This window comes from Caballeronia pedi (genome assembly GCF_001544915.2).
In the GTDB taxonomy this organism is placed as follows: Bacteria; Pseudomonadota; Gammaproteobacteria; order Burkholderiales; family Burkholderiaceae; genus Caballeronia; species Caballeronia pedi.
Genome location: NZ_FCOE02000057.1, coordinates 18,525 through 40,456 on the forward strand (window position 1 = coordinate 18,525; position 21,932 = coordinate 40,456).

22 protein-coding genes and 2 pseudogenes are annotated in these 21,932 nt (G+C 61.9%); 9 read left to right on the forward strand and 15 right to left on the reverse strand.

Translation table 11 applies throughout. From position 1 onward, the window contains the following. Nucleotides 1-42: 42 nt before the first annotated feature. The 4 genes from AWB80_RS39235 to AWB80_RS39250 all read right to left on the reverse strand — a co-directional run bounded on the left by AWB80_RS39235 (nucleotide 43) and on the right by AWB80_RS39250 (nucleotide 3,153). On the reverse strand, nucleotides 43-624 hold the full coding sequence (locus AWB80_RS39235) for a hypothetical protein (protein ID WP_061180001.1): 582 nt from the start codon (nucleotides 622-624) through the stop codon (nucleotides 43-45). 1,290 nt (nucleotides 625-1,914) lie between these two features. Continuing rightward, on the reverse strand, nucleotides 1,915-2,319 hold the full coding sequence (locus AWB80_RS39240; RefSeq protein WP_061180002.1) for a type II toxin-antitoxin system VapC family toxin: 405 nt from the start codon (nucleotides 2,317-2,319) through the stop codon (nucleotides 1,915-1,917). Further along, nucleotides 2,316-2,576, reverse strand: coding sequence for an antitoxin (locus AWB80_RS39245; RefSeq protein ID WP_208635757.1), 261 nt, complete (start codon nucleotides 2,574-2,576; stop codon nucleotides 2,316-2,318). The genes AWB80_RS39240 and AWB80_RS39245 overlap by 4 nt, the downstream gene beginning before the upstream one ends. A 64-nt stretch (nucleotides 2,577-2,640) precedes the next feature. Then, nucleotides 2,641-3,153, reverse strand: coding sequence for a hypothetical protein (locus AWB80_RS39250; protein ID WP_061180003.1), 513 nt, complete (start codon nucleotides 3,151-3,153; stop codon nucleotides 2,641-2,643). 188 nt (nucleotides 3,154-3,341) lie between these two features. Between AWB80_RS39250 and AWB80_RS39255 the strand changes: the two are divergent. Next, a pseudogene (locus tag AWB80_RS39255) lies at nucleotides 3,342-3,836 on the forward strand (tyrosine-type recombinase/integrase); the annotation flags it as partial. 64 nt (nucleotides 3,837-3,900) lie between these two features. On the opposite strand, the gene AWB80_RS45510 reads toward AWB80_RS39255, so the two are convergent. Continuing rightward, nucleotides 3,901-4,146, reverse strand: a complete 246-nt coding sequence (locus tag AWB80_RS45510) for a hypothetical protein (RefSeq protein WP_061180004.1) — start codon at nucleotides 4,144-4,146, stop codon at nucleotides 3,901-3,903. 373 nt (nucleotides 4,147-4,519) lie between these two features. On the opposite strand from AWB80_RS45510, the gene AWB80_RS39265 reads away from it, so the two are divergent. Then, a complete protein-coding gene (locus tag AWB80_RS39265) occupies nucleotides 4,520-4,762 on the forward strand; it encodes a hypothetical protein (RefSeq protein ID WP_061180005.1) in 243 nt (80 codons plus the stop codon). Nucleotides 4,763-4,960: 198 nt separating this feature from the next. Here the strand turns inward: AWB80_RS39265 and AWB80_RS39270 are convergent, their stop codons facing one another. Then, nucleotides 4,961-5,401, reverse strand: coding sequence for a potassium channel family protein (locus AWB80_RS39270; RefSeq protein WP_061180006.1), 441 nt, complete (start codon nucleotides 5,399-5,401; stop codon nucleotides 4,961-4,963). Nucleotides 5,402-5,873: 472 nt separating this feature from the next. On the opposite strand from AWB80_RS39270, the gene AWB80_RS39275 reads away from it, so the two are divergent. Further along, nucleotides 5,874-6,185: a DUF4148 domain-containing protein gene (locus AWB80_RS39275; RefSeq protein ID WP_087131970.1), complete on the forward strand. Its 312-nt coding sequence runs from the start codon at nucleotides 5,874-5,876 to the stop codon at nucleotides 6,183-6,185. Nucleotides 6,186-6,603: 418 nt separating this feature from the next. Here the strand turns inward: AWB80_RS39275 and AWB80_RS45185 are convergent, their stop codons facing one another. Then, a complete protein-coding gene (locus AWB80_RS45185; protein WP_244206998.1) occupies nucleotides 6,604-6,738 on the reverse strand; it encodes a MipA/OmpV family protein in 135 nt (44 codons plus the stop codon). A 685-nt stretch (nucleotides 6,739-7,423) separates the two neighbouring features. On the opposite strand from AWB80_RS45185, the gene AWB80_RS39285 reads away from it, so the two are divergent. Further along, complete coding sequence (locus AWB80_RS39285; protein WP_061180018.1) at nucleotides 7,424-7,681, forward strand: hypothetical protein; 258 nt, start codon at nucleotides 7,424-7,426, stop codon at nucleotides 7,679-7,681. A gap of 230 nt (nucleotides 7,682-7,911) precedes the next feature. On the opposite strand, the gene AWB80_RS39290 is transcribed toward AWB80_RS39285, so the two are convergent. The 6 genes from AWB80_RS39290 to AWB80_RS39315 all read right to left on the reverse strand — a co-directional run bounded on the left by AWB80_RS39290 (nucleotide 7,912) and on the right by AWB80_RS39315 (nucleotide 14,983). Beyond that, the gene (locus AWB80_RS39290; protein WP_061180007.1) at nucleotides 7,912-8,922 is read right to left on the reverse strand and encodes a DUF2955 domain-containing protein; all 1,011 of its coding nucleotides are present in this window, start codon (nucleotides 8,920-8,922) and stop codon (nucleotides 7,912-7,914) included. Between the two features lie 8 nt (nucleotides 8,923-8,930). Next, complete coding sequence (locus tag AWB80_RS39295; protein WP_061180008.1) at nucleotides 8,931-10,061, reverse strand: HlyD family secretion protein; 1,131 nt, start codon at nucleotides 10,059-10,061, stop codon at nucleotides 8,931-8,933. Beyond that, on the reverse strand, nucleotides 10,058-11,632 hold the full coding sequence (locus tag AWB80_RS39300) for a TolC family protein (protein ID WP_425266937.1): 1,575 nt from the start codon (nucleotides 11,630-11,632) through the stop codon (nucleotides 10,058-10,060). The genes AWB80_RS39295 and AWB80_RS39300 overlap by 4 nt, the downstream gene beginning before the upstream one ends. A gap of 22 nt (nucleotides 11,633-11,654) precedes the next feature. Then, nucleotides 11,655-12,755 (reverse strand): AI-2E family transporter, encoded by a 1,101-nt coding sequence (locus tag AWB80_RS39305; RefSeq protein WP_061180009.1) that lies wholly within the window; start codon nucleotides 12,753-12,755, stop codon nucleotides 11,655-11,657. A gap of 116 nt (nucleotides 12,756-12,871) precedes the next feature. After that, entirely contained in the window at nucleotides 12,872-14,044 is a 1,173-nt protein-coding gene (locus tag AWB80_RS39310; RefSeq protein WP_061180010.1) for a monovalent cation:proton antiporter-2 (CPA2) family protein, read from the reverse strand. Between the two features lie 525 nt (nucleotides 14,045-14,569). Continuing rightward, nucleotides 14,570-14,983, reverse strand: coding sequence for a hypothetical protein (locus tag AWB80_RS39315; protein ID WP_061180011.1), 414 nt, complete (start codon nucleotides 14,981-14,983; stop codon nucleotides 14,570-14,572). Between the two features lie 227 nt (nucleotides 14,984-15,210). On the opposite strand from AWB80_RS39315, the gene AWB80_RS39320 reads away from it, so the two are divergent. From AWB80_RS39320 to AWB80_RS39330, 3 genes are all read left to right on the forward strand, one after another. Further along, complete coding sequence (locus AWB80_RS39320) at nucleotides 15,211-16,278, forward strand: amino acid ABC transporter substrate-binding protein (protein ID WP_244207000.1); 1,068 nt, start codon at nucleotides 15,211-15,213, stop codon at nucleotides 16,276-16,278. An 18-nt stretch (nucleotides 16,279-16,296) separates the two neighbouring features. Beyond that, nucleotides 16,297-17,637 carry an ArsB/NhaD family transporter gene (locus tag AWB80_RS39325; protein ID WP_061180013.1) on the forward strand — a complete coding sequence of 447 codons (1,341 nt, stop codon included), beginning with the start codon at nucleotides 16,297-16,299 and terminating at the stop codon, nucleotides 17,635-17,637. 104 nt (nucleotides 17,638-17,741) lie between these two features. Continuing rightward, nucleotides 17,742-19,409 carry a SulP family inorganic anion transporter gene (locus AWB80_RS39330; protein WP_425266938.1) on the forward strand — a complete coding sequence of 556 codons (1,668 nt, stop codon included), beginning with the start codon at nucleotides 17,742-17,744 and terminating at the stop codon, nucleotides 19,407-19,409. 127 nt (nucleotides 19,410-19,536) lie between these two features. Here the strand turns inward: AWB80_RS39330 and ppk2 are convergent. After that, nucleotides 19,537-20,319 (reverse strand): annotated as a pseudogene (ppk2, locus tag AWB80_RS39335) (polyphosphate kinase 2); the annotation flags it as partial. A 177-nt stretch (nucleotides 20,320-20,496) separates the two neighbouring features. Here ppk2 and AWB80_RS44210 point away from each other — a divergent pair. Then, nucleotides 20,497-20,763 carry a hypothetical protein gene (locus AWB80_RS44210; RefSeq protein ID WP_061180015.1) on the forward strand — a complete coding sequence of 89 codons (267 nt, stop codon included), beginning with the start codon at nucleotides 20,497-20,499 and terminating at the stop codon, nucleotides 20,761-20,763. A 15-nt stretch (nucleotides 20,764-20,778) separates the two neighbouring features. Here AWB80_RS44210 and AWB80_RS39345 read toward each other — a convergent pair whose 3' ends face one another. Next, on the reverse strand, nucleotides 20,779-20,991 hold the full coding sequence (locus AWB80_RS39345; RefSeq protein WP_244207002.1) for a DUF2964 family protein: 213 nt from the start codon (nucleotides 20,989-20,991) through the stop codon (nucleotides 20,779-20,781). A 229-nt stretch (nucleotides 20,992-21,220) separates the two neighbouring features. On the opposite strand from AWB80_RS39345, the gene AWB80_RS39350 reads away from it, so the two are divergent. Further along, the coding region (locus AWB80_RS39350) for a hypothetical protein (RefSeq protein WP_061180016.1) at nucleotides 21,221-21,932 on the forward strand (712 nt) is incomplete at its 3' end.

Here is a 21,932-nt window from a genome sequence, read left to right on the forward strand (position 1 = left end):
TGTTCTCCGGCAAGGCGTGGAGGAAACGGCGTTCGATTCGGTTCAGGTTCGCGCAAGAAGCGCGGGTTCGAAGGCGACAGCGGGTGCATCGCCCTTTTCCAGCGCTTTGAGCACCTTGTCCTTCATCGCATTGTTCATTCGGTTCGGATACAAAGGATTGCCGCTGGCCGCATCGGCTCTCCAGTGGTCGGTGAACACCCTCCCTGCCTCTTCGGCCGTCCGCTTGACGCGTGGCGGCGGCGGCAGTGCCGCGGCACGCCACTCGCTCACCTGCATCGCCCACTCGTGTTCGGCCTCACTCCAGTCGTACTCGGCCACGCGGCGCTTCTCTTCTTCCCAGTTCTTTTTGTAGCCTTCTCCCGGCCCGCCGCTGCCGTTCACCGCAAGGCACGCGAGATTGGGCAGACCATGCTTCGTGCAGAACACCTCGATCGTCAGCAGGCGATTGCCGATCGACGTTGGAATAGCGTTCTGCGCGATGGGATCATCGGGAAACTCTGCCTTGGCCCGCGCAACAAGTTCGCCATAGCGAATCGTCTTGCCGGAGTGCTCGCGCGCGAGCTCCCGCAAGTATCGATAGTAGATTTCCCCGAGGTGTACATCGTGAAGCGTGAATTTTTCCATGTCTTTCTTGTGTTATACCGGCACGATACGACGCAGCCAGTGCTATCCCGCCGCCGGCCAGTTCGGTCCGATCAACTGGCCTTAACTGCTCACACTTCGATAGCCCGCATCGAACATACGGTCCGCGCTGCGATCATACATGGCGACCGTACGGAACTGCACGTCGTATGCCCGTTGTCCGACGTCGCGGCAACAAATCGATGCCGGCAATCAGACGGTAGATCCTCTCGCGAGGCGCACAGCGGTGTCATCTGCCCGCTCAGCCCCACGCTCCCGCATTTGCCGGGACAAAAAGCGTTTAGTCGTTTGCGCCTCAAGCGCTACATCGAACGTCATCAAAAAACTCGGACGTACGTCAATCCCACTTGTTGATCGCCTTGATGAACGATCCATGCGTTAACGGATAGCCGGTCAAAGACTTGAGACTCTTTTTCGATGCCGCGCCGCCACGCGCTCCAGCCGCACGCGCTAACGATGAATGCGGAGAGCTGATTGCCGCCGCGGGATACGCGGAAAATGCGCGCCGCCGTGCGTCATGCATGAAGATTGACCGCAGGGATGACATTATCGCTGCGGGATGGGACAAAAGATGTCTCGCGCTCCGCGCACCGAAGAAATCAGAGCGTGCGCTGCGGCAGGGTCACCACCATGGCTGAGAACTTCATGCAGCGAGATCCGTGGCCGTATTGTTCGTGCCGTCGGCGTGACCTCGCGACCTAACCTAGCTGACTTGACCGCCCGGTATGACGACGGGACAGTTCGGCCTCAATCTCGGCCAACTGGCCAGCCGACGCTACATCCATACGCAGCTCCTCGCCCAGCGAACTCCCGAACTGATCGATGACGGGGGTGCCTGTCTTCGATGGACTGCTCTATCCTTTTCGAAACAATTTTCCCGCGCCGTGCATTGCTCTCTAGCACAGCGCGCAAGCGGAGGTGTTGGTCATCGACGATCTGCTGCCGGCTGAGCATATGGGCTGGCCTGCCTTCGTTGTCTATTGCCGCATTGGAGCGGTCAATGTATGAGATCTTCGACCGTGCCGTAGCATGCGACGACCACATCTAACTGGTTCCGGCGGAGGCAAGATAGATTGCGGTCTTCGACGGTGAAAGGCGCATCGGCGTGCCGCGTTTAGGCGAACGTGGGACGAGCGCCACGTCCGCACGATGTCGTTTCAGACATTGTCTAAGGCACATCAAAATAAATAGGAATACCAATGAATGATAAGACGGCGTTATGTCAAGCACTGACTCGCGCCAGCGGCGGGTTACGGAGACCCTGGCAGTCAGCTATCGTTCCAGCCAGTTCTCAATCGTGAGTCCGCGGATACGGCTGAACTCTTTGGTATTGTCGGTCACGAGTATGAGCCGCAACGCATAGGCGTGAGCGCCAATCAAGAGATCGTTACCGCCTGTAGGTTGGCCTGCCGACTCCAACTCGGCGCGGATGCCGCCATATTCTGCGTCGGCGGGGGCGTCTAGCGGCAATACAGGAATTGTTGCGAGGACAGCCTCTACCTTGGCAAGCAACTTCGCGGAGCCTTTTTTAGCGCATCCATAGCGCAATTCCGCCGCAACGATGATGCTCGTGCTTATCGTCTTTGGATCAATTTGTTCGATACGACTTGCAACCTGCCCGAAAGGATTTCGGATCATGTCGCTGATAATGTTCGTGTCCAGCATATAGCCGCTCAAAATATATCCTCTGGGCGAGCAGGCATGTCGTCGATTTCCGGAAACTGATCTTCGGGCCCAAGCGGTGGCTCCTGTCTCCACGCGGCCAATAATTCAAGAATGTTTGCGGGCGTTTTCACCGGTTCGATGATGAGTTTGTCGCCCTCACGATGAATCAAAACACGATCGCCCGGCAACTCGAACTCGACGGGAATACGCACCGCTTGGCTGCGATTATTGCGGAACAGCTTGGCCTCTTTGGGCCGCGTTGATGGCATTGGAATCGGCACAGACGCACCTCTTTCATGTATATACAGATTGTATATGCCGCCGATCATAAGGTCAAGGTAGCAACGGCCAATCGGCGCGCTCGCCGCTCGGCGGCTCACTGAGGAGCCTCACGATAGATTCCGACAGGGAGGGCGCGAGGAGTTTACGGTTGGCAACCAGGCACGGAAGCATACTTCGCCAGTTGTCGATCCACGCACGTGCGGCGAGCAACTCCGCCGACTCGATACGCCGGATGGACAAACCCTGCATATCGAGCGTGCCGCCGGTTTTTGATAACGCATCAATCTCAAACGCTGTCTCACTGAGGATAACTAACTCATGTCGGTCGACATAACGGATCCGGAAGTCCGCAAGGATTTGTTGTCCGCCGATGATGACAAACCCGGGGTTTTCACAAAACGCCTCTACGGACGGGCTTGCCTCGAGGATCACCCATTGCTGAAGCGCGACAAATCGATACAGCGTCACCCGCCTTGCCAGCTTCGGACTGAACGCCTCGAAGCGATGGGCGCCACGGAGCCGGGCAAGCGCGACCGGCTGCAGGATTGGCAGAGAATTCCCCATAAGATCAAGACCTTATGGACGGGATTCGAAGTCTAGGAGGTCAGGTGACGATTTTCATTCGGACTTATGCGAATTGACAGAATTCTCTCGCCCGGGCCTCCAGGAAATGTGTCAACACGCCCGCGCCCCGTCCCCTCGCGCTGATTAATGACGCCGCGGTACCGGTGACACTGTTCCTTCGATCTACGGGAGCGCTGCGCTGGTGGCTGACCGTGCACGGCAAAGGCGGCAAGCAACGGCTCGTGCCGGCCACGCGCGAGATGATGATGGAACTGTCCCGCTATCGGCAGCACCTCGGACTGAGCGCCCTGCCCTCGCCCAACGAAAACACCGCGCTCGTCCTGCCGATAGGCGCCACGGCGTCGAACGAACGCGCCGAGACGTGCGCGCCGCTCACGCGCGCGGCGTTTCACACCATCGTCAAGGGCGTGTTCGCAGGTGCCGCCACTCGTCTGCGGCAGCGCGACGATGCGGCAGGCTCGCGCGCCGATCTGCTTGAGAAGGCCTACGCGCACTGGCTCAGGCACAGCGCCGGCTCGCACATGGCCGACCAAAAGATTGACCTGCGCATGGTGCGCGACAACCTCGGACACGCCTCGCTAACGACGACCAGCATCTACCTGCACGTCGACGACGATCGGCGCCATCAAGAGACCGAAGAAAAGCACCGGGTAGACTGGTGACTGAATTGGTCATCATCGGTGTCTTGCGCCCGTTCGAGCGACACGTCTCCCAAACCGGGCGACGTCATGCCAAAATCGCTTGACCGCGCAACACGATGAGCTCGCAATGGAAGCACTTCACTTTGAAGCACAGATTTCGACAAACCGACGCGGCGTGACCTTCGTCCTGGTGGGAAAGAACGGCGCGGTCGAATGCATGAGCGTGCGTGCCGCGATGGAGGCCTGTTTCTGGCTGCCAACCGATGCGGATGATGCCAAGATGTTGAAGACCTTCCACGATGGCGTCCACCGTATTCACGCTGTTGCGCATCGCAAGCTACTCGCGCATCCCTCGACGTGCCTCGAATTGACGACGGCCGATTTCTCCCGCGGCAGAGCGAGAGTCCTATCTCGATCACGCTAGTGGCATGTATTGCTGGCGCAGCTGTGGAGGTCGTTCTTGGGGCAGACGATTAGTTGCAAAATGTGCGGTCGCTAACCGCCATCTCGCGGCCGTAGCTTTACCGGACATTCTTTGAATCAATAGGGAGCTTGCCGAGCGACGCTCTGGGCTTTATTTTCCGTGAGTGTGCATTGCCCGTCACGTTGGGCGGACATCCTCTGTCGTGTCGCGGATCGATCGCGTCGCGAGGCCGGATTCTTCGCGGCTGGCCAAATTGCCTATATCTTTCGGAATTCAAGACATGAGCAACCAGGGTCTCAAAGTGACGGCGCATGCACCGGGCTCACCCGGACAATTCAGCGAACTCGCCGCACAAGTCAGAGAGGCAACGGGCGCCGCCTGCGTAGCTCTGATAGTCGTCGACGCCGCCGGAAATGGTGGCTACAGCATCGCCGGCCCGCTCGAAGCTCAACTCAGCATTCCGCACACGCTCGAAGAGGTCGCTCTCCAGCTCCGCTCACAACTTGCGAGCTCCATCCAGTAACACGCGCTCCACGATCGCAGCCGAACACAGTGCTGCTCACTCACATCGCCCAAGGGGCGAGATCGACCCACTTCGGCCCTTCACCCCATCGGGCTATCAACGAGCACATATAAGGTACAACGGTCATTCGGGCAACCGCCTTGGCCCGATGCGGCCGATTTTCATTCCTTCAGCGCTTCATGTGCCGTGCTTTCGCGGCTACTCCTGCTGCATCCGGGCATGATGGTACTTAATCACATCCATGACCGCGGCCGTCATCACCGATGTTGAGACTCCAAACATCAGGATGCCGTTGGCGGCTTCAATTGGGCCAAGCATGCGCCATTGCTTGGACATGACAATGTCGCCGTAGCCCAGAGTGATGAAGTTGACCGCGGAGTGATAAAGAGCAGTGGCAAAATCTGAAAACTCGCCTAAGAACATGAACAGCGCAGCCCAGATTGCCATTTGGGCGAAATTGCAGAGCAAGGTCATCAGCATCACGGCGATCAATAGCAGGACGTCCACCCATAGCAAGTCCTGACTCTTAAAGTTGCGCCGAAACCGCGCGTAACGGCGCAGGCAGATGGCTACCACCACGCCTTGCAGCAACAGGCACAGGACCATGGCCGGAGCGGCGGCCAGCACATTGTGTAGCATGATTGACTCCGTCTTCAGGGGGACCGTGCAGGCAAAAAATGCACCGCATTCGGGACGCGGAGATTGCAAGTTTAAAACTTCCTTTCCCGGCCGATCATGGACACGTTACGTCAGCCGTACCCAGCCAGGTCCCGCTCCAAATATTGCCGAACGGTCGCATACTGAGCGAAGCAGTTGCCCGAATGTCTGAGTGCGGATACAGACGAACGACGGCTCATTAGTCGACTGCTGTCCGACGCGATCGGCAGAAACACGCGATGCTTCTCGTGCGCTCGACATCCGGTGAGCGTATTTCCCTTTCGGAAATGCGATGGTCATTCGAGGCGTTGACGCCTGACTTTCCTCCGTTTGTACAGTGCGCTTCTTCCCCTCTTCCGGTGGCTGGATTAAGGCAAAATAGGTGAAGAAGTTATGCGCGACCGGCGGCATCGCGACGCTTGCGTCGCGCCAATTGGCCGCATGGAGACGCATTATGAAGAAGCTTACGAAAGGCTGCTCGACATTCGCTGCGTCGGCGCTCTTTCTGACTGGCTATGCCGCCGCCGGCGTATCACACAGCGGGCCACATCTGACCCCTACCGAGTGCCATGACCTCGCCGCGACCAAACGCGACGCGCCTCGGACGAGGTCACAAGCCCGAAGCGAGCTTTCGGCTCTGAGCAAAGCGGGCTACAACCCATCACCGTGGCACGACGACCCAAACTATCCAGCAGATCTACACGCGGCACAGCGCCGGGTCGACCATTGGTTCGAAACGGAGTGCAAGGAGTCTAAACCCAAGTGAGAAACCGCAGAGCCACTACGCTCCTCCTCAGCCTTCGCGCACTGCAACGCGCGTCGCATTGCAGCGCAGCGCTGATGCCTTGGAGCGTGGCTGCAGACCGCCCCCTTGGTTTCCCTTTCAAAGAATGCACATGATGCGCGCCGGTTTTGTTTCGTCCACTAGCCCGCTTTACTGAAATCGCCCCGTTCGCGCTGCCAGATCGGCGTTGACAACCTTCTGGTACGTCGCGACGACACGTTCAGAAGACCACTTATGGCAGTTTGCAGAGGTTCGCAGCCCAACGACCGCCGACCGCAGAGACCGCGAACACGATCGGGCTGGCTGCCGAATCACCCATCAGGCGCTGGTAGTAAACCATCGCGCCCGCATACCACTTCGGGCTTAGGGAAAGATACCGGCGATCCAGCCGGTAATCTGATTAAAGGCCGCCACCGGGGTTGAAGACTGGGAACTCGCACTTCTGTGAGTCCTCGGATGTCACGCCGTAGTAGGTCTCGTTGAAGCCGCCGCTCACCCATGTCGCTCCGAGTCCGCCGCCGACGAACACGCGCATGCAGCGGAAACCATGCGCTCGTATTCAGTGACGTGCGGGCACCCGTGTAGACGGAGCCAGCATTCGTGACCACGGTAACCTCCCCTCGCAAACGGAAGGCACATTACCGACGCGACTGTACTCGTAGCCGACATACCCCCGCCTTCCAGCGTGTTTGAGACGTTGTGCACCTGAGACACGACTGCTTCATCGACATTCCGTCGTCCTGAACGAAGCGCCAACTCCGGCCCCCACTGAAACCCCATCAGGCTCCGGAAGTTGTATTGCGCATAGAGGTTCCATACCACTCGAACAGATGGCCACCCCTCGTCACGTATCGCATACCCGGAAGCACGCCAACGATGCAGTCCTTGCCGTTCGGCGTATTCGGTCGTCGAACCGAACTCCGCGCCAAAGAAATTGGACAGTGCGTTCGAAAGATCGACTGGGCCTGCCCAGGCGCTGCCCAGGACAAACGAGAGACATGCTCCGGTGATCGCTTCGCATAGTTTCACTGACGCTTTCTCCGGTCGATGTAACCGTGCCTGCCCGGCAGCATTTCGATTTTTTATCCAATCGAATTTTCATGCCGTCTAACGCCAGGCGTTGCCGTTGCAAAAGTCGATTCACAACGGTCGAGCATGCAGCTATCTTGATGTACACATCACATCCGCGACGTCTCGACTCGTCCTCCGGAACTGACATCATGCTCGCTAGTAACCTCAGGCTCACCGCGTTCGTCACTGCCATCCTCGTCTGTTCCTGGCCGGGCGTGTCTATGCCAAAGGAGCAGGCACAACAACGTCGCGCCGGCCGCGACGTCCGTCAGGATACGCGCCAGAACTCTCGGCACACCAAGCAGGATTGCCGCGCCGCCAACCAGCAATCGAACGCGCATTGCCGACAGGACAAACGGCAGACGAAACAGCACGGGCGTCAAGCCGCAAGAGACATCAAATACTGACTATGTGAGACGTGATCAAGTCGGCCTCTGCAGAAGAGATCGCACATCACAAGTAACGCCCACTGACGACAGACCGTGTGTCATCGAGCACGAGGGCCTCGATGTCGTCTTCATGGCGGATCGGTTTCCAGGCGCAAGCTCAGGCGACGATAAAAGGTTCAGTCTGAATCGTTCTTATTTTGAAGCAGGCGGCTCCGCATCGGGAAGCGCCAGTTTTCGCCGGAGCGCCATCACCTGCTGCGCGCTCGATCGAAAACCAGCAGCATCAGGCACGCGTAAAGGGTGACCGCAAAGAAAAGCCCCATGCGCACCGCAAACGCGGTATAGACGTCCTTGCCCGCGATACTGTCCTGCACGGACTGACCCAGCAGGATGATCATCGTGATGAAGCCATTCAGCCAGACACCGGGCGGGTAGCGCGTCATCCTGATGCCATAGAACCTGCGCCCGACCAGCAAACCGAACAGCAACATCCACAGGAAGAACATCCACAGGTGCACCGAGAGTTTCAGCGCAAACCAGAATAGGATCGCGAGCAGTCCGCCGAGCAGTGTCGAGCCGATGAGCTCCCGCGCCGCGCCGCGCGCGGTCGTGGTGCAACTCTGTCGTCCGAGGCTGACTGACTTCATGATGATCGGCATATAGCTCGCCGGGTCGGTCATTGCGAGAAGGTACGCCGGCATGACCACGAGCGCGGCGCGAAGTGCAATACGCGCGGTCTGACTGGCGGACACAGCTTTCGCGGCAGGCGGGGGCCGCGCGTTCGCAGTCTCGGGGAACAGGCCGTGCATGAGCGCCGATACCAGCAAGGCGAGCAGCAGCCCTTTCACCAGCGCGCCGACCACGGTCGCGCCCAACTGGAAGTCGGCCGTGCCGGCTGCGGAGATCATCGTGAGTCCCGCCACCAGGAAGGTCGCGACAAGGTTGTTATCGCCGCGCACGCCATAGAGGAACGCGACGAAAAGCAACAGGCCGACGAGCATTACGCCGGCGAGCGCGTAATGTCGAAGCAGCGGAACGAGCAGCAGACCGCTACCGGTAGTCAGCATCACGACCAGCGCCAACATCGCGGCTGCCCTGAACGACAGCGGCCGGTTCTGCGTCGCGAGCAGAAAGACCGCGAACACCGGCGCGATCACAGGCACCGGGAACTCCAGCGCGAAGCTGATCTCGAGGCACAGCGCCGTCCCGCTCGCCATGCGTAGCGTACGACGGCCGGGAATCTGGAGCCTGTTTTCCATGGGCGTACTCAGTAGACGTAGGCCAGCCAGCTCATCACACGCAGGAACATGCGACCGAGTGGATTGAGCGGATTGCCTTGACTCGGAAACGCCATCACCTCGGCCTGCCCGCCGACACGCAGGTTGTAGAGACGCGCGCGCTCATCCTTGTCGAACTCGACGATCACCGGAAAGCGCTGGGCCGGCCGCAGCCAGTCGCGGCTCGTCTGTACGGTCGGCAGACTGCCGGGTGGCGTGCTCTGTCCCACACTCACGCCAAACCCGATGCTGCGAATCCGCCCTGTGAAGACTTCGCCCGGCAGCGCATCCAGCACGATAGACACGGGCGTGCTAGGCCTGAGGCGGCCGAGATTGTTTTCAGTCATGTCCGCGCTGATCCACACGTCGCGGATCGCGATCAGCGTCATCACCGCCTTGCCTGCCGATGCGAACTGGCCAACTTCCGTGCCGAGATCAGTGATGACGCCGCCGGTTCGCGCCCTGATGCGCGTGTTGGCAAGATCGAGTTCGGCCTTCTGGAGCGCCGCGGCCGCGCTACGCAGCTGCGCGTTTTCCGCCTCGATACCGCCCTGCTGTTCGCGCGCACGCTCGACTTCCGCGCGCGCCGCGACAACCTGACTCTGAGCTTGCTCGTACGTCGCTCGCGCCACTTCGAGACGCCGCAACGAGATCGTGCCTTCGTCCTCGCGATACAGCCTTTCGAGCCGCTCGCTGTCCTGCCGCGCCTTGACCTCGTTCGCGATGGCCGCGCGCAGAGACGCACGCGCCGAATCGATGCCGGCCGTGCTTGCGCCGATCTGCCGGCGCATGGTTTCGAGATCGGCCCGCGCGCGATCGGCAGTGATTCGGTACTGCTCGCCGTCGATTTCGAAAAGCACGTCGCCTGCGTTGACCTCTTGATTGTCGCGCACCAGCACGCGCGTCACCCGGCCCGATACTTCCGCGGCAACGGGCACCACATAGGCCTGCACGCGCGCCTGCTGCGTATAGGGCGTGATGCGGTCGGCCAGCAGATACCAGATCAGGCTCACGACGATCAGCGTGATGATCCACTTCAGCGCCTTGCCCGATGGATCACCAGCCGGAGCAGGCGGCCTGCGCGCCGATGCGGCTTCTGACGACTCGGACGTTTCGCTCATCGGGCCGCTCCCTCGGATGGCGCGTTCGCGGCGGGCGCCGCGCTCACCTCGTTCAGCAGATTGCCCCAGTCGGTGCGTTGCTGCATCTGCTGGCGTGTCGCGGCATCGACGAGCGGCTGGCGCGTGGTCCAGCCGCCGCCCAGCGCCTTGTAGAGCGCGATCAGACTGCCGATCGCGTGGCGACGATTGACGACATAGGCGTCCTGCTGGGCGAACAGCGCGCGCTGCGCATCGAGCACGCGCTGGAAGTCCGAGTACCCCTCCCGATAGATCGTGCTGGCGAGCGTCAGCGAACGCCGCGCGGCCCCTTGCGCCTCGTTCAGGATGGCGTCGCGGCGCGACGCGGCGATCAGCGAGGTAGCGGCGTCATCGGCCTCGCGCGCCGCTTCGCGCACGGTGTTCTGATAAGCGACCGTCAACTGCTGCAGCCGCGCGTCCTGGACGCGCACATTGTTCGTGATTCTGCCGTGATCGAAGACGTTCCAGATCACGCTGGGGCCGATCGCCACGGCAAGCGTGCTCGGTGAGCCCTTCAGCGAGCTTGCGCTGAAGCCGAGCGTGCCGAGCAGGGACACCGACGGATAGAGATCCGCTTGCGCCACGCCGATGAGCGCCGACTGCGCGGCCATCTGATATTCAGCGGCGCGCACGTCGGGGCGGCGCAGCAGCAGATCGGCGGGTACGTCCTGCAGGACGGCGCGGTCCACCAGCGGAATCACGCCTTCCTTGCCGGACGACACACCGATTTCCGGCAACGGGCCGGGCGGCCGCCCCATCAACAGAGAGAGCGCGTGTTTCGCGAGCACGATCTGGCTCTCGAGTTCAGGGATGCTGCTCAGCGTGCCCAGATACTGCGTATTCGCCTGCTGGAAATCCAGTTCATCCGTCTCGCCGGCCTTGAAGAGTTTTTGCGCGATGTCGTAGCTGCGCTTCTGCAACTGGGCGTTCTCGCGGGCAATGCGCAGGCGCGCCTCGCCGGTGCGCAGCGTGAAATAGGTGTCGGCGACCTGAGCGTGCAGAAGAACCAGCGCGGCGTCGCGGTTCGCCTGCGCGGCGAAGAACCCGGCGTCGGCCGACTCGATCGCGCGTGCGAAACGCCCCCAGAAGTCGAGCTCCCAGCCGACGACGAAGCCCGCGCCATACGCCAGATACACGCCCGAGCGTGGATCGAAACCGTCCGAACGCTTTTGGGCCGTCGCGAGCACCTCGGCGCTGGCCTGCTGCACTTGCGGATAGCGTCCCGCGATCGCGATGCCCAGCTGTGCGCGCGCCTCGATTACGCGCAAGCCGGCGATCTGCAGGTCGCCGTTACCGACATCGGCTTGTTCCATCAGGCGTTCGAGATTTTCGTCACCGAAGACTCGCCACCATTGTCGGACATCGGGCTGCGGCGCCTGCTGCGTGACCTGTTCGAGCGACGTGCTGTTCCAGTGTTCGCTCCAGCGCTCGTGTTGCGGATGAAAGTCCGGCCCCACGCGCATGCAGCCGCTCAGCATCGACGCGAGGCCCACGATGACGCAGACTGTCCACGGCAGCCGTCTGATCGGGAAGGCATGCATCGAAGGCGACATGGACGCCGTCTCCACGGCGCGTTCAGAGCCGCTCCTGTTGTTGCGGGGGTTCCAGGGACGGTTGTTGTTTCACCCATCGCCAGAACAGCTTGTAGGCGACCGCAAGCATCACGGGACCGATGAACAGTCCGATCACGCCGCCCGTCACCATGCCGCCGAGCGCGCCGATCAGCACCACGGGCATGGGCACCGCGACGCCGCGGCCCAGCAGCATCGGCTTGAGCACGTTATCGGCGAGACCGGCGATGAATGTATAGACCGAGAAGATGATCGTCGCCGCGCTCACGCCATTCGTCACGATCACGAAGATGATGACGGGGATCGTGATCAACGTCGCCGGCAACTGCATGATGCCGATCAGCAGCACGGCGAGCGCGAGCAGACCCGCGCCGGGAACGCCCATGATGACAAAGCCGATGCCGATCAGCAGCATCTGGATGAACGCGATCCCGACCACGCCTTGCGCCACCGCCCGAATCGTGGCCGTGCAAAGATCCGCGATCTGCTGGCCATTCTCGGGCCCGGAGATGCGCGAGGCGATCTGCACGGCGCTGCGATAGCCCTTCTCGCCATGAGCCATGAAGATACCCGCGACGATCAAGGCGAGAAAGAACACGATCAGCCCGGCGCCCAGTCCGGTGATCGTGCCCAGCACGGCTAGACCGGCTTCCTTGAGCTGTGGCGCGAACTTGTGCGCCAGACCAGAGACATCCGTTGACGCCTGCGCCCAGAAGTCGTACACCCGCTGACCGACCAACGGCCACGCGGCCACCGATTCCGCCGGCGGCGGAATCTGGAAGCTGCCGCTCCTGACGATGGCCATCGCGCGCTCGATGGACGTGGCAACCGCCACGCCGAGCAAATAAGTCGGCACAAGGATGACGGCAAACGCGACAAAGATGATCAACGTGGCGATCAGACCGTCCCTGCCTCCAAACGGGCCGCGGAGTCTGACCTGAAGCGGGTACAGCGTGACCGCGAGGATTAGCGCCCAGACCATCAGGTCGAGGAACGGGACGAATACCCGAAAACAGAAGACGGCCAGAACAGCGACGAGACCGGCGCGAATCAGGACGTCGAGCAGCTCTCTGGAGAGCGTGCGCTCAGAAATCGACGATAGCATTTTGGTGCCTCCTCGCGCTCACCCGTTCAGTACGGGGCGGGCAACATGACTTCCAGAACAAATCCGCGCATGAACCTTCTCGATCACGTCTAACTGCCGTGATCGAGGAAACACGCTTACCCTGTCCGTGCCCGCGCGGTTGCTTCGGACAGCCGGCCGTGCCCGAGCAACAACAGGGGCGTGGAGACCATTGAGAGCGCGACGACCAGCGTCACGAGCGATGCCTGACCCTGATCGATCACACCTGCGGCCAGCGATGCGGCCATCACGACGAATGCGAACTCACCGCCTTGCGACAGCAGAATGGCGAAGTAGGCCCGGTGCGATGCCGGCATTTCGAAGCGACGGGCAAGAAACCACTGCGCCACCGCCTTCACACTCACCACCGCCACGACGAGTACCGCTACCCGCACCGGCTCACGCGTGAGCACGCTGAAATCCATCGACATGCCTACCGCGATGAAAAACAAACCGAGCAACAAGCCATTGAACGGCGCCATGTCGACTTCGATTTCATGGCGAAAGTCGGAATCGGCGAGCAGCACACCCGCCACGAACGCGCCCAGCGACATCGACAGATGCACGCTCTCCATGAGCAGCGCGATACCGACGATCCAGAGCAGTGCGAATGCGGTGAAGATCTCCGGGACGCCCGTGCTGGTGATGAGCCGCAGCACGGCGTTCAGCAGGTAGCGCCCGACGAGCGCGATGGCGCCCAGCATCGCGAGCGCCTTCAGCGCGACGAGCCAGCCCGGTTCAGCGGCAGGCACGGGCACCGTCGGCCCGAGCAGCGGCAGGAGCGCGATCAGCGGAATGGCCGCCATGTCCTGGAACAGCAGAATGCCGAATCCCGCGCGGCCCGTCGGCATGTCCATGAGCTTGCGCTCCTGCAACTCGGACATGACCATCGCCGTCGACGACAGCGATAGCGCCAAGCCGCCCGTCAGCGCAATGCGCCAGGGCAGCCCCAGCATCATGAAAATGCCCAGCAACGCGGCGGCGCAAACGGTCATCTGCATGGTCCCGTAGCCGAAGATGGTGCGGCGCATGGCCCACAACGCATCGATCTTCATTTCGAGTCCGATCACGAACATCATCAGCACGATGCCCAACTCGGAAAAATGGAGGATTGCGTCGACGTCGGTCACGAGCCTCAGTACCCAGGGGCCGATTAAAACGCCCGCAAGCAGATAGCCGAGCACCGCGCCAAAGCCGAAGCGAACAGCCAGCGGCACCGTGATCAGCGCCGAAGCAAGAAAGATGACCACGTCGATCAGCAGCTTTGTCATGCGTTGTTCTCCTGAACCGGCTAGCGACCATCGAAGACACGAACACTTGCATCAACTCATGCGGACGGTACCGCATCGGCATCGCGCGTTCAGCGGCTCGGCTTCTGGACTGCTCCTGCCCGTTGCGCGTCCCTCCTGCAGAAGTCGATACGAAACTTGTTTGAGTTCGGCACCCTCTGCGTCATTGTGGATCTAAGGAAGCACGGGAAGCGGTTGCTCGAATCGGTGAGGCTCTCTTAGGAACTGCCGTAACGGCGCACATGCATTGTTTTGCGGCTAAGGTCGTCGAGCACGGACAACGCAGGAACCCTGAGACCGGTCACGACCAGTTCTCGAACGAAATTGGGTGCGTGCGCCTTGACGAAGTCGATCCACCTTTCGCATTCCGATTCAGAGGCGTTTCGCGGATCGGGCTTCGGCCTTCTTACAGAATAGTGAGATACGTCAAGGGTTCAAGGCTTGACGCGCCAAGACAGATCCCGCGCCGAGCGTGCGCCGATGTCGTGCAGCCGGCGGCCGCGTGCTTCACTGGACCGGGATGTTGTCCTGCTTCGCTGGCGCGGACGGTGGACACTTCATGTCGGCCCCTCTGGTGGCGTCGACGTTCTTCAGCGAAACGAGCAGCCTGCTTCCCGTATTCGCCGTGATGATGTGCCCGTAACTGACGGTCGGGATGAACTTGATATCGGGCGCGACGGCGACGGGCGGACTCTGCGCGCCGTCGACGGTCAGGTCGAGTTCCACGGTGATTGATTCGATCGCGACACCGTAATCCTGTTTGTGCTCGGCCTGTGCCTTCTTGAAGTTGCACACGCCGTCCAGGACATTCTGGAGCGCCGTCGGTATATCCACCGATTTCCCCGGCGGGATGGGTGGCGTGTTGCAGGCGGCGAGGAGAATCGGTAGAGCTAGAACAGGCAGCGAGACGTTTGCGCGCATCGGAATCTCCCGGCCTTTCGGAGAGGTCACAGTATCGGGCAAACGAGGCTTTCCGTCCACGCGCTGTCGCACTCGGCTTTCGCTACGCGCGACTTCGGGCAAACGACCGCTTGAACTGGACCAGTTTTCGTCTACAACTAATGTGGCACGTGTCCCGTCGGACAAGGCAGCGGAAAGGAACATCGGACGCCCTGCCGGTACGAGCACGAACTACGTGACAAGACGCCGTGAACGGGAGTCTTCATATCGAGAAGACGATGCGCAATGCTGCGGTGAAATTCATCGCGATCGTAGGCGCCGCACTGCTCGCGCTGCCGACATCGTCGGTCCCCGCCGTCGCGGCGGGATCGGCCACGCTCGCGCAGGTCGAGGCGCGAGGTGTCCTGCGATGCGGCGTCAGCGACGGCATCGCCGGCTTTTCTCAACAGGATGCGTCTGGACACTGGTCCGGCATCGACGTGGATTTCTGCCGCGCGGTGGCCGCCGCGACGCTCGGCGATGCGAACAAGGTCGCCTTCGTCCCGCTCAGGACGCCCGCCCGCTTTCCAGCGCTCAGAACAAGCCGTGTCGATTTGCTCGCGCGCAACACGACTTGGACCCTCTTGCGTGAAGGCACGCTCGGGATTCAATTCGCGGGCGTGCTGTTTTATGACGCTCAGGGTTTCATGGTTTCGACGGCGAGCGGCGTTCGCACGCTCGAATCGCTCAAGGGGGCGAGCGTCTGCGTTCAACGCGAGACGAGCAGCGAAGGCAATCTCGTCGCCTACTCGAATGCGAACGCGCTGGATCTGAAACCCGTGGTACTCGGCTCGGCGACGGAGCTGGAGCAGGCCTTCACCGCCGGGCGATGCCGCGCCTTGACGGCCGACCTATCCCTGCTCGCCACGCTGCGCAGCCGCACGCCCGGCGGTGCGTCGGCGTTGGCGATCCTGTCGGAGCGAATTTCGAAGCAACCGCACGCGCCAGCCGTGCGCGGCGGCGATGACGCGTGGCTCGTCATCGTGCGCTGGGTGCTCTTTACGCTGATCACCGCGGAAGAGTTCGGCGTGACTCGTCAGAATGAGGCTGAGCGCGTTCGCGATCCGCTCGTTGCGCGCGCGCTCGTCCCGGACGCGAGCGTGAGCGCGACGCTGGGCATCGCGCCCGGCTGGACGCTTCGCGCGCTGAAGAGCGCTGGCAACTACGGAGAAATGTTCGATCGCAATCTGGGCGCCGGCAGTCCGATCAAACTCGAGCGCGGCCTGAACGAGCTCTACCGACGCGGCGGCCTGATGTACGCGCCGCCCATGCAATGAGACCCGCGCGAGCCCATCATGAGCGACTGGCAAATCTACCTCGTCGTCGGCGTGTTCTCGGTGGTCATACTCGTGATCGCCTTCGATCTGATCGACATGGCTGTCGCCGCGCTCGTCGGCGCGAGTGTGCTGATCGCGCTCGGCATCGTCGACGAACAGGATCTGCTCGCGACCGCGCGAACGGCGGCGGGGCCGATCAGCCTGCTGTTCGGCGGCATGATCGTCGCGCGAATCCTCGCGACCACGGGCCTCTTCGATCTCGTCGGCGATTATTATCTCAGGGCCACGGCGGGCAGCGGCAAGCGCTTTCTGCTCCTGCTGATCGTGATCGTCGCGCCGCTGTGTGCGTTGCTTCCCAATGCAACGACGGTGATCCTGCTCGCCCCGATCATCATTCGCGTCGCCCGCGCGCTCGACATCGACATCGTGCCGCCCATGATCCTGACCGCCCTCCTCAGCAATGCCGCCGGCCTGCTGACGCTCGTCGGCGACCCTGCGACCTTCCTCGTCGGCAGTTCGATCGGCATGAGCTTCGGCGAGTATCTGCGGCGTGCGAGCCTCGGCGGCCTGCTCGCGATCACCGTGGTGATTCCGATCTTGCCCGTTCTGATGCGGGGTATCTGGCGCAGCGTCACGCCTCTGCCGCCCCGCGTCTCGCGCGCCAAACTGAAGCGGCCGGTCTACGCCGCGCTGGCGGTCCTGGTACTCGCGCTCATGATGGTGCTGTTCGTGCTCGGCGAGGAGTTGCCCACGCGCATCGTGCCGCCCGTGGTCGCGGTGATAGCCAGTGCACTTGCGCTGCTCGTCGCGTACGCGTTCAGGGTCGAGCCGACCGATCGCGTGCTGCGCGATGTCGACTGGAAGACGCTGCTGTTCCTGACCTGCATCTTCTGTCTCGTGCAGGGCATGGCGAAAACGGGCTTGCTGCAGGTCATGTCGCTCAAGCTGTACGAGGTGTTCGGCACGCGCCTCACGCTCGTCGCGCTCGCGATGATCTGCGGGATCGGCCTGCTGTCCTCGCTGCTCGCGAATGTGCCGGTCGCGGCCGCGTCCATTGTCATGGTCAAGGGCTATCTCGTCACCGCGGAGTTCGTGCCGGAATCAGCCTTGTCGGACCAGTTCACGCAGTGGCCCGAACAGGTCATTCCCGTCTTCATCGCCATGATGTACGGCGCGACCCTCGGTGGTAACGCGACGCTCGTCGGTTCCGCGGCGAATGTCGTGGCTGCGGGAATCTGCACGCAGGAAGGCGCGCCGATCAGCTTCGGCCGGTTCCTGCGCTATGGCCTGCCGCTCACGGTGTGCCAACTCGCGGTCACGGCGGTGTACGTCGTCGTGCTCGCGCGCTTTCTTCATTGAACGCTCACGACCGCCAATACATGCAAACCGATGATCCGGTCCGATTGCGCCTCGTCGCTGCCGACGCCGTGCGGCGCTGGAAGCGTTATCTGCCAATCGTCGCCATGCTCAGGGACTATCGCGCGGGGTGGCTGAAGAACGACATCGTCGCTGGCCTCGTGCTGACGACGATGCTCGTGCCAGTCGGCATCGCGTACGCGGAGGCGTCGGGCGTACCCGGCGTATGCGGTCTGTACGCGACGATCGTACCACTCCTGGCCTATGCGATCTTCGGTCCGAGCCGGATTCTCGTGCTCGGTCCCGACTCGGCGCTCGCCGCGCCCGTCCTCGCAATCGTCGTGATCAGCGCGGCGGGCGATCCCTCGCGCGCCATCGCCGTCGCGGGCATGATGGCGATCGTCTCGGGCGTCGTGTGCATCGTGTTCGGCATGCTCAAGCTCGGCTTCGTCACGGAGTTGCTGTCCAAGCCGATCCGCTATGGCTACATGAACGGCATCGCGCTGACCGTGCTGATCAGCCAGTTGCCCAAGCTCTTCGCGATTTCCATCGAGGACCGGGGGCCGCTGCGCGATCTGCTCGAACTTGCCCGAGCCATCGCCGCCGGGCAATCCAACTGGACCAGCTTTGCCGTGGGCGCAGGCAGTCTCGCGCTCTTTCTGCTGCTCAAGCGCTTCGACAAGGTGCCGGGCATTCTGATCGCGGTCGTGCTCGCGACCCTGTGCGTCATGGTGTTTCATCTCGACCGTGAAGGTGTGAAGGTGCTCGGGACGATTCCCCAGGGATTGCCCGCGTTGTCGCTGCCGTGGGCGAGCGGCGCGGACATCGTCCGGATCGTGCTCGGCGGTTGCGCCGTGGCGCTGATCGCGTTCGCGGACACGAGCGTGCTGTCGCGCACCTTCGCGGCACGGGCCAACGTGCGCGTCGATCCGAATCAGGAAATGATCGGACTGGGCGTCGCCAATCTCGCGACCGGGCTTTTCCAGGGCTTTCCGATCAGCAGCAGCTCATCGCGCACGCCGGTCGCCGAAGCGGCGGGCGCGCGCACGCAGGTGACGGGTATCGTCGGGGCGCTGGCCGTCGCGGCCGTGCTGCTCGCCGCGCCGAATCTTCTGCGGCATCTGCCCAACAGCGCGCTCGCGGCGGTCGTGATCGCAGCGGCGATCGGTCTCTTCGAGTTCAGCGATCTGAAGCGCATCTATCGCATTCAGCAGTGGGAGTTCTGGCTGTCCGTCTGCTGCTTCGTCGGCGTCGCCCTGTTCGGTGCGATACCCGGCATCTGCATCGCCGTGGTCCTCGCGATCATCGAGTTCCTGTGGGACGGCTGGCGTCCGCATTTCGCGGTGCTGGGCCGGGTGGAAGGATTGCGCGGCTATCACGACCTGAAGCGCTACCCAAACGCCAAGCAGATTCCTGGACTGCTGCTGTTTCGCTGGGATGCGCCGCTCTTCTTCGCGAACGCGGAGTTGTTTCAGCAGCGTGTGATCGAAGCGGTGGATCAGGCACCGTCGCAAGTTAAGCGCGTCGTCGTCACCGCCGAGCCGGTGACGAGTGTGGACGTGACGTCGGCTGACATGCTGCGCGAGTTGCATCGCGCCTTGAGAGACCGCGGCATCGACTTGCATTTCGCCGAGATGAAAGACCCCGTCCGCGACAAGCTCAGGCGCTTCGAGTTGATGTCGATCTTTCCCGACGCGTGCTTTCATCCAACCATAGGCAGCGCGGTCGAAGCTTACCTCGACGCCGCGCGCCCGGATGAGGCGGCCGCTGTTTGAGGTGTGTTGAAGTGCGTCGATGTCGCATTGCGCGGCGACGGCCAGCGCCACTTGTTTCGCGGATGCGCGCGCCCATTGTTTCTCTTAATGAGCATATCGATATCCGTGCGCCGATATCGCGCTCAGAACGCTCGGGCACGTAGCGCAGCGGCCGGTCGCTCTCGCGATAGCCCTCCGCCTTCTGGCGCGTGGGCAGGTTCACCTTTTCCAGCGGCACCGCCTTGTACGGAATGTTCGCCAGTAAATCGCTGATCAGGTTCAGACGAGCACGGCGCTTGTCATCGGAACGCACGACGTACCACGGCGCGAGATCGGTGTCGGTCGCGTCGAACATGTCCTCGCGGGCGCGCGAATAGTCGTAACAGCGGCTGTACGAGCGCAGAGCCATCGGCGAGAGCTTCCAGATCTTGCGCTCGTCGTGAATGCGCTCTTCCAGTCGCCGGGTCTGTTCCTGCTGGCCGACTTCGAGCCAGTATTTGAGCAGGATGATGCCCGATTCGATAATCGCGCGTTCCACGAGCGGCACGCCTTTCAGGAACGTTGCCGCCTGCTCGTCGGTGCGGAAGCCCATCACGCGTTCGATGCCCGCGCGGTTGTACCAACTCCGGTGGAAGAGCGTGATTTGGCCCGTCGCGGGCAGATGCGGCAGATAACGCTGCACGTACATCTGCGACTTCTCGCGCTCGGTGGGCGCGGGCAGCGTGGGCAGCGCGATCACGCGGACGATGCGCGGGCTCACGCGCTCCGTGATCGCCTTGATCGTGCCGCCGTTCCCCGCGCCGTCGCGCCCTTCGAACACGAAATAGATCTTCGCGCCCGTATAGACAGCCCATTCCTGCAGCCTCACGCGCCCGACATGCAGACGCACAAGCTCCTTCTCGAACTGTTTCCGGTTTAGGCGCTCGTGCACGCCCGCGCCTTCGCGCCCGCCCCGCGATTCACTGACAGCCTTCTCTTCTTAAACCGCTTGCTCCCATGTGATTCGATGCAACTCGTGCGGCCGCGTCGAAACCGCAGCGCGCGGCACAGGGTCACGGACCCGTCACGACGCCCTCAGCTTTCGTTTCGCTCGGGCACGACCTGCAGCATGAGCTGCGCGATTTTTCCAGAACATGTTGTGGATGCGTGGCTGAAACGTGCGCAGCACGTGCGGCTCGGCCTTATCGAAACTCACGACCGCGGCCGGATGTTCTCCGATGCCGGGCACACGCTGAATCGAATCGTACGGAGGAAAGCCGCAATTGCAGAGAAACTGCCGGATTTCGTCGTCGGTAGTGGACTCGTCTACATGCCTAGCCAGAGATCACCCATTGCGAAGTTCTCCGTTGAGTTCTGTGGTGCTTCTATAGCCTAGTACACGAACGGCCGATCAGGTCGATCGATCGCGCTTTCCCGAACTGCGTTGCGCGAGCGGATTCAATGCGATGACGAAGATCACGATGCCGAAGCCGAGCGCCGACATGCCGTAGCGGAATTCGGGCTTCACGTCATACAGCAAACCGTGCATCGTGAAGTAATCGCCGGTGAGCCAGACGAACACACTGATCGAGGCAACCAACATGCGCGGCTCGTTCAGTCTCATCAATGTCTCCCCGTTGCGTTGCGCGGAATAGTTCCAGTTTAGGAAATCCTGGCTCGCCGTGTGAACGCACTCGTATGCATCGGGCTTGGCGCCCGGCTCCCGGTAGGCTACATTTTCTGCGTGTGACCGTGGGATCGGTCAACGGCTCCGCGCATGCAATGGCGCATCGGCGGAGCGGCCGTTTGCAACCTACGACCAACCAGTTGTTCAACGTCCGGGCGCTGCGCACATGCGAAAGCCGATCCTGTCTTCGAGCGGGTTGCCCATCTTTTCGGTGCTCGTCCTGTTCGCCGTCGCGCCTGCGATCGCGCACGCGCAAACCGCGCCCGACCGCGCCGTCGTCGGCACCAACGTCAAGAGCTACGCGAACGCCGTGCTCGCGATCATGTCGTACACCGCGGTGCCGGACGTCACGGCGAGCTCGCTCTCCATCAACAGCGGCACGACCGGCAATCCGGGCTTCGGCCAGACGCAGCTCGGCGGTGGCTTCACGCTTAGCCGGTCGTTTCCGCTCTATCTCGAAGGCACTGTCGCATACAGCCGCTACGATCCGACCTTCATCGCGACCGACGGCAATCAGCAACGCGCGGTGCCGGCGAAATGGAACACCGCGAGCACGACCGTCGGCATTGGCTGGGATTTCCCGATCACCGATGAGTTGCGCCTGCGACCGATCCTCAACGGCATGATCGGCCGTGTCGCGAGCGATCTGCGCGTCGCGCAGACTGTCTTCAACCATATCGCCAACACCAATCTCCAGTTCTTGGAAGACGGCGCGCTCAACGCGTACGGTCTCGGCGGCTCGCTGATGCTCGATCTGGAGCACTACCGCGAGCACTACGAGATCGATGTCGAACTCCGCGCAACCGATATCTATTTACGCAGCTTCGGCAGTTCGTCGGACGCCGTGCAGGGATCGGCGACGGCACAGCAGTTCAGCC

What these genes read in the sequence shown, in the direction of transcription:
- AWB80_RS39235 (WP_061180001.1), bottom strand. Translation starts at nt 624, where the DNA reads ATGGAAAAATTCACGCTTCACGATGTACACCTCGGGGAAATCTACTAT.
- AWB80_RS39245 (WP_208635757.1), bottom strand. Translation starts at nt 2,576, where the DNA reads ATGCCATCAACGCGGCCCAAAGAGGCCAAGCTGTTCCGCAATAATCGC.
- AWB80_RS39250 (WP_061180003.1), bottom strand. Translation starts at nt 3,153, where the DNA reads ATGGGGAATTCTCTGCCAATCCTGCAGCCGGTCGCGCTTGCCCGGCTC.
- AWB80_RS45510 (WP_061180004.1), bottom strand. Translation starts at nt 4,146, where the DNA reads ATGCGCAACAGCGTGAATACGGTGGACGCCATCGTGGAAGGTCTTCAA.
- AWB80_RS39265 (WP_061180005.1), top strand. Translation starts at nt 4,520, where the DNA reads ATGAGCAACCAGGGTCTCAAAGTGACGGCGCATGCACCGGGCTCACCC.
- AWB80_RS39270 (WP_061180006.1), bottom strand. Translation starts at nt 5,401, where the DNA reads ATGCTACACAATGTGCTGGCCGCCGCTCCGGCCATGGTCCTGTGCCTG.
- AWB80_RS39275 (WP_087131970.1), top strand. Translation starts at nt 5,874, where the DNA reads ATGAAGAAGCTTACGAAAGGCTGCTCGACATTCGCTGCGTCGGCGCTC.
- AWB80_RS45185 (WP_244206998.1), bottom strand. Translation starts at nt 6,738, where the DNA reads ATGCGCGTGTTCGTCGGCGGCGGACTCGGAGCGACATGGGTGAGCGGC.
- AWB80_RS39285 (WP_061180018.1), top strand. Translation starts at nt 7,424, where the DNA reads ATGCTCGCTAGTAACCTCAGGCTCACCGCGTTCGTCACTGCCATCCTC.
- AWB80_RS39290 (WP_061180007.1), bottom strand. Translation starts at nt 8,922, where the DNA reads ATGGAAAACAGGCTCCAGATTCCCGGCCGTCGTACGCTACGCATGGCG.
- AWB80_RS39295 (WP_061180008.1), bottom strand. Translation starts at nt 10,061, where the DNA reads ATGAGCGAAACGTCCGAGTCGTCAGAAGCCGCATCGGCGCGCAGGCCG.
- AWB80_RS39300 (WP_425266937.1), bottom strand. Translation starts at nt 11,632, where the DNA reads ATGTCGCCTTCGATGCATGCCTTCCCGATCAGACGGCTGCCGTGGACA.
- AWB80_RS39305 (WP_061180009.1), bottom strand. Translation starts at nt 12,755, where the DNA reads ATGCTATCGTCGATTTCTGAGCGCACGCTCTCCAGAGAGCTGCTCGAC.
- AWB80_RS39310 (WP_061180010.1), bottom strand. Translation starts at nt 14,044, where the DNA reads ATGACAAAGCTGCTGATCGACGTGGTCATCTTTCTTGCTTCGGCGCTG.
- AWB80_RS39315 (WP_061180011.1), bottom strand. Translation starts at nt 14,983, where the DNA reads ATGCGCGCAAACGTCTCGCTGCCTGTTCTAGCTCTACCGATTCTCCTC.
- AWB80_RS39325 (WP_061180013.1), top strand. Translation starts at nt 16,297, where the DNA reads ATGAGCGACTGGCAAATCTACCTCGTCGTCGGCGTGTTCTCGGTGGTC.
- AWB80_RS39330 (WP_425266938.1), top strand. Translation starts at nt 17,742, where the DNA reads ATGCTCAGGGACTATCGCGCGGGGTGGCTGAAGAACGACATCGTCGCT.
- AWB80_RS44210 (WP_061180015.1), top strand. Translation starts at nt 20,497, where the DNA reads ATGAGCTGCGCGATTTTTCCAGAACATGTTGTGGATGCGTGGCTGAAA.
- AWB80_RS39345 (WP_244207002.1), bottom strand. Translation starts at nt 20,991, where the DNA reads ATGAGACTGAACGAGCCGCGCATGTTGGTTGCCTCGATCAGTGTGTTC.